Annotated in this window: 5 protein-coding genes and 1 tRNA gene; 1 reads left to right on the top strand and 5 read right to left on the bottom strand. The window is 67.6% G+C overall.

Annotated elements, in window-relative coordinates:
- Positions 1–23: 23 nt before the first annotated feature.
- Positions 24–2,399 (bottom strand): TonB-dependent receptor, encoded by a 2,376-nt coding sequence (locus V6M42_RS04530; RefSeq protein WP_332677441.1) that lies wholly within the window; start codon positions 2,397–2,399, stop codon positions 24–26.
- 376 nt (positions 2,400–2,775) lie between these two features.
- A tRNA-Met gene (locus V6M42_RS04525) sits at positions 2,776–2,852 on the bottom strand.
- A 184-nt stretch (positions 2,853–3,036) separates the two neighbouring features.
- Between V6M42_RS04525 and V6M42_RS04520 the strand changes: the two genes are divergently transcribed.
- The gene (locus V6M42_RS04520) at positions 3,037–4,257 is read left to right on the top strand and encodes a PQQ-dependent sugar dehydrogenase (protein WP_332677439.1); all 1,221 of its coding nucleotides are present in this window, start codon (positions 3,037–3,039) and stop codon (positions 4,255–4,257) included.
- Here the strand turns inward: V6M42_RS04520 and dapD are convergent, their stop codons facing one another.
- The 3 genes from dapD to argB all read right to left on the bottom strand — a co-directional run.
- A complete protein-coding gene (dapD, locus tag V6M42_RS04515; RefSeq protein ID WP_332677437.1) occupies positions 4,258–5,118 on the bottom strand; it encodes a 2,3,4,5-tetrahydropyridine-2,6-dicarboxylate N-succinyltransferase in 861 nt (286 codons plus the stop codon).
- A complete protein-coding gene (locus V6M42_RS04510) occupies positions 5,118–5,825 on the bottom strand; it encodes a pyrimidine 5'-nucleotidase (protein ID WP_332677435.1) in 708 nt (235 codons plus the stop codon). Before V6M42_RS04510 ends, dapD begins: the two co-directional genes overlap by 1 nt.
- A partial coding sequence (gene argB, locus V6M42_RS04505; RefSeq protein WP_332677433.1) for an acetylglutamate kinase occupies positions 5,822–6,526 on the bottom strand: 705 nt, incomplete at its 5' end. The genes V6M42_RS04510 and argB, both read right to left, overlap by 4 nt.

Below are 6,526 nucleotides of genomic sequence, written 5' to 3'. Positions count from 1 at the left end.
TCCCATCTGGATGGAATGACGTCCTAGAAGGTCATCCGCAGGGTCGCCATGGCGGTCCGCGGCGAGCCGAGGTTCGCGGTCCGGTTGCCGGTGATCTCGGTCGAGATGTTGCCGAGGTAGACCTCGTCGAACAGGTTCAGGACGTTGACCTGGAAGTACATGCCCTCGTTGATGAAATCGAGGTCGTAGCGGGCGTCGAGATCGACGACCGTATATTCCGGGGTCTGTTCGTCATTGACGAGGTTGGTCCAGCGTTCCGACACATACTTGCCTTGCAGGCCGAGGCTCAGCGGGCCGACGGTGTATTCACCGCGCAGGGCGTACTGCAGTTCCGGGACCTCGAACAGTTCATTGCCGGCGATCGACGGGGTCTGGCCGGGGATGTTGTTCTTGATCTCGCTGCCCAGGTACGAAACCGAGGCGTAGAGCGACAGGGCGTCCGTGACCACGAAGCCCAGCTGGCCATCGGCGCCCCAGCGGTCCAGGTCGCCGACGTTGATGTTGGTGACGATGGTTTCACCGGTCGGATTGCCGTTGACGTCCAGCACGTCGGTGATGGCCCGGGCGATGTAGTTCTCGAACTGCGACGAATAGACCGAAGCCGATGCGATGAAGCGGCTGGACTGGTAGCGGTAGCCCAGGTCCATGTTCGTGCTGGTTTCCGGTTCCGGGCTGGCCGGGATCCGGTCGTACAGGTCGTCGGTCCGCGGAGCCGAGAAGTTCTGCGAGTACGAAGCGAAGATCTGCTGGTTGGGGGCGAAGCGCCAGGTCACGCCGGCGTTCGGCAGGACGTCTTCATAGTCGCGTTCGAACGAAACCGGTGCGCCGGCCGCCAGGTTCGCGGCGCTGCCGATCGGCTGTTGGGCCGAGCAGAAGGCGTCGAACGTGTTGACCTGGTAGCAGTAGTTGGTCAGCTCGCGGTGGAAGAACGGGGCGCGGACGCCGATGTCCAGGGTCACGGCGTCGTCGAAGAAGTCCCCGACGTATTGCAGCGAGACCTGGTTGAGCACGGCCTTGGAGCGACGGTCGCGCTTCTGGAAGATGTTGCCGTCCAGCGTCAGGATCGGATCCTCGCCGCCGTTCTTGGAACCCGACCACGGGTTGAGCGGGTCGCCCGAGCGGCTCAGGAAGCCGTATTCGCCGGTCTGGCGGTGGTTGCCGGAGTCGAAGGTGTAGGACGCGCGCAGCCGGTGATCGTCGTTGAGATCGTAGATCAGCGACGAGTTGATGCTGTAGCGGTTCGTGTTGGTGTTGGACGGCGAATACAGCTTGATGGTGTCGAGGATGTCGCCGTCGCCGTTCAGGTCCACGCCCCGCGAGCGGCGGGTCGCGTCGGTGGCGCCGTTGAAGAACGAACCCTGCAGACGCTGGTCCCATTCGTCGATGTTGGTCGTGCCGCCGCCGTTGGCCATGACGTACTGGTAGGTCGGGTCGACCGTCAGGGTCAGCTTGTCGGTGAGCGAGAAGCGGGCCTGGCCGCGGATGCTGGCGGTGTCCGACGGGTTGATGAAGTAGCCGTAGTAGCCCTGGATGGTGGTGCCGCCGGCGGGCGTGAAGCTGTTGCAGCCCGGGTTCGACGTCAGGGTCGACGAAACCTGGTTCTGGCGGGTGCCGGTGACGGCGGGATCGAACAGGCAGTAGTTGCCGTTGCCCGGGTCGATGGTGCCGGCGTTGAAGCGGTCGACGCTCTTGTTGCCGTAGGTGTTGTTACGGTTGCGGTTGTAGTTGAACGCCACCGACAGGAAGTCGCCGTTACCGCGGATCGGCTGATAGACGCGACCGTTGTAGGTCTGCTTGGACAGGTCGCCCGGGTTGCCGAACTGGTTGTAGGTGGTGGCCGAGGTCGACAGCCAGGCGGTCGTGCCCCACGGGCCGAACTCGCCGGTGTCCATCAGGGCGAAGATGCGCTTGTAGTTTTCCTCGCCGACCGACGGCTGGACGATGACGCCGAACTCGTTGGCCGGGCGGCGCGTCACCAGGTTGATGGTGCCGCCGGTCGCCGAGGCCGTCGGGCTGTCGACGTCGGTCGTGCCCTGGTTGACGCTGGCGCGCTCCAGCAGTTCGGGGTCGAGCTGCTGGTTGGAATAGATCTGGTAGTTGCCGGTGTCGTTCAGCTGGATGCCGTCCAGGTTCAGCGAGATGCGCTGGGCGTCGAAGCCGCGCAGCGTGATGTCGCCGCCCGAGTTGCCGTAGGCGTCGGTGTTGGTGAAGTTCACGCCCGGCTGCAGGTTCAGCGACTGGAGCACGGTCTGGCCGGCGGCCTGGGTCGCCAGATATTCCTGGGTGACGGTCGAGCGCGACTTGCCGACCTGTTCGGCGACGATGACGCCGTCGACGTTGCGAGGGCCGCGCTGGCCGGTCACGATGACCGTATCCAGTTCGGTCTCTTCGACGGTCAAGCTGCCGGTCGATTGGGCGGAAGCGGTTCCAGCGACCAGAAGAGTGCTGAAGAGGGCGGTCGTCGCCCAGAACACGCGTTTGCGGTTCGTCATAGTCATCTATCCCCGATGAAGATGGGCGCGAACGCCCTGCGACCGGCGGCAGCCGGTTGAAATCCCGCCCCCTCTAGGCGTGCCATGGGAAAGTGGGACGACATTCGTGTGACAGTGATATGACAGCGAGCGTGGGTGACACGGGAGACACACTGCTGTGGGTCGTTTAGCTGTGGATGACGCGCCGTCATCTGATCCGTGGACGGAGAATCGAACCGGCCTCCGAGGGGAGGCGCGGTCCCCGGCGGATCTGAACACCCGGAGGGAATCACGAAACGGGAATTGGTGGCTGGAGGCGGGCTCGAACCGCCGACCTGTGGGTTATGAATCCACCGCTCTAACCAGCTGAGCTACCCAGCCCCGATTGCTCGAGTCCCGGCGGGAACTGGTCTGACCGCCGGAAGAGGCGTGCCTATATAGGCGGGCGATGGCGGATTCAAGTCGAGTAAACGCAGCCGCCGACAGCAGGGGGTTTGACAGCGCGGGCCGGGAACGGCCAGGCAGGGCGGACCGTTCGTACGCTGTTCCGTTCAAGGGGATTCCCATGCGCCTGCCCGTCCTCGCCGCCACCATGGTCGCCGCCCTTTCCGCCGCCTGCGGAGCCAACGGCCAGAACGCAGTCCCCGCGGCCGGCGCGCCGCTGGAGACCCGTCCCGCCAACGGCGCCGACCAGCAGCCCGCCTTCCCGGGCCAGACCCGCGCGCCGGGCGTCCGCACCCAGACGGCGATGGCCCACAGCGTCGTCGCGTCCGGGCTGGAGCATCCCTGGGGTCTGGCCCTGCTGCCCGACGGTCGCTGGCTGGTCACCGAGCGGCCCGGCCGCCTGCGCATCATCACTCCCGAGGGCGCGGTGGGCGAACCGGTCGCCGGCCTGCCCGCCGTGGACGCCCGCGGCCAGGGCGGCCTGCTGGATGTCGCGGTCGGGCCGACCTTCGGCGCTGACCGGCTGATCTACTGGAGCTATGCCGAGCCCCGCGAAGGCGGCAACGCCACCTCGGTCGCGCGCGGCAGGCTGTCGGACGACGGAACCCGGGTCGAGAACGTCCAGGTCATCTTCCGTGCCCTGCCGGTCTATGACGGCGACAAGCATTTCGGCTCGTCCCTGGCCTTCGACGGCGCGGGCCATCTGTTCATCACCCTGGGCGAACGGTCCGACGCGCCGATGCGGCCGCAGGCCCAGGACCTGGGCTCGCACATGGGCAAGCTGATCCGCATCAACGCCGACGGCTCGGTTCCGCGCGACAATCCCTTCGCCGGCCGCGCCGGCGCCCTGCCCGAGATCTGGTCGTCGGGACACCGCAACGTCCAGGGCGTGGCCGTCGCCCCCGACGGCGCCGTCTGGACCATGGAGCACGGCACGCGCGGCGGCGACGAACTGAACCGCCCCGAGGCCGGCAAGAACTACGGCTGGCCGATCATCGCCTATGGCGTCGAATACCGCGGCGCTCCGATCAACGAGGGGATCACGGCGCGCGACGGGCTCGAACAGCCCGTCTACTACTGGGATCCCGTCATCGCCCCCGGCGGCATGACCTTCTATGAGGGCGCCATGTTCCCCGGCTGGCGCGGCAATCTGCTGGTCGCCGGTCTGAAGGAAAAGCACATCGCCCGGCTGGTGCTCGAAAACGGCCGCGTGACGGGCGAGGAGCGGCTGATGACCGACCTCGGCGAACGGGTCCGCGACGTCGCCGTCGCCCCGGACGGCGCCGTCTGGGCCGTCACGGACGAGCAGAACGGCAAGCTGGTCCGGCTCGCGGCGCGTTGATCAGTCGCGCAGCAGCTCGTTGACGCCGGTCTTCGCCCGCGTCTGCGCATCGACCCGTTTGACGATCACCGCGCAATAGAGCGAGGGCCCGCCCTTCGGGTCGGGCAGGCTGCCCGGCACGACGACGGACCAGGCCGGCACCTCGCCGCGGAAGACCTCGCCGGTCGCCCGGTCGACGATCTTGGTCGAGGCCGACAGATAGACGCCCATGGCCAGGACGGCGCCCTCGCGCACGATCACGCCCTCGGCCACCTCGGCGCGGGCGCCGATGAAACAGCCGTCCTCGATGATGGTCGGATTGGCCTGCAGCGGCTCCAGCACCCCGCCGATGCCTGCCCCGCCCGACAGGTGGACGTTCTTGCCGATCTGGGCGCAGGACCCGACCGTGGCCCAGGCGTCGACCATGGATCCCTCGTCGACATAGGCGCCGATGTTCACGAAGCTGGGCATCAGCACGACGTTGCGGCCGATGAAGGCGCCCTGACGCGCCACGGCGCCGGGCACGGCCCGGAAGCCCGCGCGCTCGAAGTCGGCCTCGGTCCAGCGGGCCCATTTGACCGGGACCTTGTCCCAGTAGGGGCCCGGCGTGGGGTCGGTGACGCCCATGGTCGCCCCGACCGGCGCGCCCATGCGGGTGTTGGGATTCAGGCGGAACGACAGCAGCACGGCCTTCTTCAGCCACTGGTGCGTCGTCCAGACCCCGTCCGGGCCGCGCGACGCGACCCGGGCCTCGCCCGAATCCAGCAGTTCAAGGGCCTGTTCGACGGCCCTGCGGACCTCGCCGTGGGTCGCGACCGAGATGTCCGCCCGGCTCTCCCAGGCGGTTTCGATGACGGATTCAAGGTGCGCGCGATCCAGCATCAGGCGTCTCCGGGCAGGCGGGCGGTGGCGAGGAAGGGGCCGAGCGTGGCGGCCCGGTGATCGACGAAGGGGATGTCGGACTCGTGGGCCCGGGTTCCGACCAGGACCGTCGTCATGCCGATGGCGTGGGCGGGCTCGAGGTTGCGCACCGTGTCCTCGAAGAAGGCGGCCGATTCCGGCGCGACGCCGAACTGTTCCGTCATCCGGGCGAAGGTGCGGGGGTCGGGCTTGGGTATCAGGTCGGCGTCTTCCAGCGAGAACAGGCCGTCGAACAGGTCGGTCAGCTCCAGCCGCTCGATCACCCGCCGGGCGTGCGCCTTCGATCCGTTGGTGAAGACGATGCGCGGGCCGTCCAGCCGTTCCAGACCCGCGCGCAGCCCCGGATCGGGCGTCAGCACGTCGAGGGGCACGTCATGCACCTCGGCCAGGAAGTCGTGCGGATCGATCCGGTAGTGGGCCATCAGCCCGGCCAGCGAGGTCCCGTACTCGTGCAGATAGCTCTTCTGGACCACCATGGCCTCGTCCGCCGGCAGGCCCGAAGTGCGAACCACATAGTCGTTTATGCGCTGCTGGATCAGCCCCATGAATTGGGACTCGGGCGGATAGAGGGTGTCGTCCAGATCGAAGACCCAGCTGCGGATATGGCGCAGGTCCGCGCCGATTTCCGTCGCCCCGGCTTCCCTGATCCCGACGGGCCCAGCGCTCATTCCGCCTTCACCAGGGTGCCGGCGCCGTGCTCGGTGAACAGTTCGACCAGCATGGCGTGGGGACGGCGGCCGTCCAGAATGACCACGGCCTCCACCCCGTCGCGCACGGCCGCAATGGCGGTCTGCAGCTTGGGGATCATGCCGCCTGTGGCCACGCCTTCCTCGATCAGCCCGGCCGCGTCGCTCACGGTCATCTGGCGGATGATCCGGCCGTCGGCGCCCTTGACCCCCGCCACATCGGTCAGCAGCAGCATGCGCTTGGCCTTGAGCGATCCCGCGAGGGCTCCCGCGACGGTGTCGGCGTTGACGTTGAAGGTCTGGCCGTCCTCGGCGACGCCGATGGGGGCGATCACCGGCACCCAGTCGGCGTCCGATTCCAGCAGGCGGGTGATCAGCTTGGCGTCGACCTTCGTCGGTTCGCCGACATAACCCAGATCGACCTCGTGCTCGATCATGCTGTCGGGATCGCGTTTGGTCCGGCGGGTCTTTTCCACCGTCAGCAGGCCGGCGTCCTTGCCCGACAGGCCGATGCCGCGCACGTCGGCCTCGCGCCCGGCCATGGTGATCCAGTGGGCGATCTCCTTGTTGACCGCGCCGGACAGGACCATCTCGGCCACCTGCATGGTGTCCGCATCCGTCACGCGCAGTCCGTCGACGAAGCTGGAGCGAACCCCGGCCTTGTCCAGCATGGCGCTGATCTG

The sequence above is a fragment of the Brevundimonas sp. genome, assembly GCF_036677305.1.
Taxonomy (GTDB): domain Bacteria; phylum Pseudomonadota; class Alphaproteobacteria; order Caulobacterales; family Caulobacteraceae; genus Brevundimonas.
Note: the sequence above shows the minus strand (reverse complement) of the source record. Positions and strands in the feature narration are given on the sequence as shown.